Here is a 1,836-nt window from a genome sequence, read left to right as displayed (position 1 = left end):
ACGACTGGACTAAAGGTCACCGGTGAATTTTTGAGAAAATGCGGCAACCATTTTTTCAGTGCGCCAACCCATTGTGCAGGCACATGGCGCGGCTGAAGTGGGTCATGATTTTCGAGAAAATCGAGAAACTCGCTGTCTCCGGAGTTAATCGAGAAAACACGTTTAATTTGTTTCGCGAACGGACTGATTGCGGTATGTAGCCACTTCACAAACGGCCAACGAAATGGGCGCACTAACGGCGCAAGCAGAATAGCGCGCTCAAACGGGAAGGTTTTTTCCGGGGAAAAACTCAGCAAATAATCCATCACTATCGCACCCCCGGTACTTTGTGCGATGACATGCCAAGGTTTTGGCAAATGGTTCTCTGCCAATGCGAGGCAGTTTTCCATGACTTCGCGGTAGGTACGAAAATCATCGATCACCGCGCGCGCGCCGGAGCTTAATCCATGACCTGGCAGATCATAAGCAAGCACCGCATACCCCAGCGATAGCACGTGGCCAATAATATGGCGGTACAAACCAACATGGTCAAAATACCCGTGACACACCAGCACGGTGCCGCGCGGATTTTCTGGCCGCCAAGCATGCACAGAGACACGATGCCCTGCGGCGTCAAAATAACCAAAACCATGAGACAACGCCGGCAACGCATCGGCGAAATCAAGACCGTAATAGCGAATATAGCGCTGGCTGGCCTCATCAAGCGGGTCAAATGCACGCCAATTCAGCGGCTGCCAATGCTGTTGAATATGTTGTTGATCAAACGGGCTAGTCATGGGCACACACAACGTATCAAGATCCTTCGATAATACGTCGCCTGTGCCGTTGCTGTCATGTCCGCTAGCGTTTCCCTACCTCTGCCGCAGTGTCATCGTGCGGTTGGGCTTGCGACCGTTTTTCCGCCTCGGGTCGTTGCCATTCAGGCGGCATCCAGAGATGCTGCAAACGCTTCCATAAGCCCCCTTTGCGGGCCATGTCACGAAACATATCGCGGTACTCATGGCACCAATTGACGATCAAGTTATTGCTATAAACCGGGCGCGTAATGCCGTATTCCACTGGCAGCGTTTCTCGCTCTTCGACGAAAGTTCCAAACAGGCGATCGTAAATAATGAACACGCCGCCGTAGTTTCTATCGATGTATTCTGGATTGCGCGCATGATGCACACGGTGGTGGCTAGGCGTATTGAAAATAAACTCGATTACCGGATGCAACTTGCCCACCAATGTCGTGTGAATGAAGAACTGATAGACCAACGACAACGCATAACAAATGCCAATCCACACCGGATTAAAGCCCACCCATGCCAGCGGCAAATAAAACAGCCAGCCGCCGTTAAAAATATTGGTGGCGTTTTGGCGCATCGCCGTAGAGAAGTTCATTCGCTCAGACGAGTGATGCGTCACATGGGCAGCCCAAAACCAACGTACGCGGTGAGAGCTTCTGTGCATCCAGTAAAAACACAAATCCACCAGAAACCACAGCGCAATCCCGGTGACCCATGTTAGCTCGATGTCTGCCACGCGGTGATAGTACACAAACGCATACACAGGAAAGGAAATCAGCCCTGCGAAAAGCAGCTCGGTAATTTGGTAGCCGGCACCGAGCATAAAATTACGCACCGATTCACGCACATCCACCAGTACGGGATTATTGCGAATGCGCAAAAACTCCCACGCGAACACGCCAATGAAAAACGGCGTGGCGATCACAAAGATAAGTTGGCGCGTATCCAGTGCCAGCCAGTCGGGCGCAAGAGCGAGCAGTTGCGGCAAACCGCTAGTGAGCCAAAGTTCGTCAAACCACTGGGAGATATTCATGCATCGCCTCGTTGT

Annotated in this window: 2 protein-coding genes; both read right to left on the bottom strand. The window is 51.7% G+C overall.

From position 1 onward, the window contains the following. The coding region (locus A3761_RS23595) for an alpha/beta hydrolase (RefSeq protein ID WP_068751023.1) at positions 1 to 776 on the bottom strand (776 nt) is incomplete at its 3' end. Between the two features lie 64 nt (positions 777 to 840). Further along, positions 841 to 1,821: a sterol desaturase family protein gene (locus A3761_RS23590; protein ID WP_068510539.1), complete on the bottom strand. Its 981-nt coding sequence runs from the start codon at positions 1,819 to 1,821 to the stop codon at positions 841 to 843. Between the last annotated feature and the right edge of the window lie 15 nt (positions 1,822 to 1,836).

This window comes from Oleiphilus sp. HI0123 (assembly GCF_001635315.1).
Note: the sequence above shows the minus strand (reverse complement) of the source record. Positions and strands in the feature narration are given on the sequence as shown.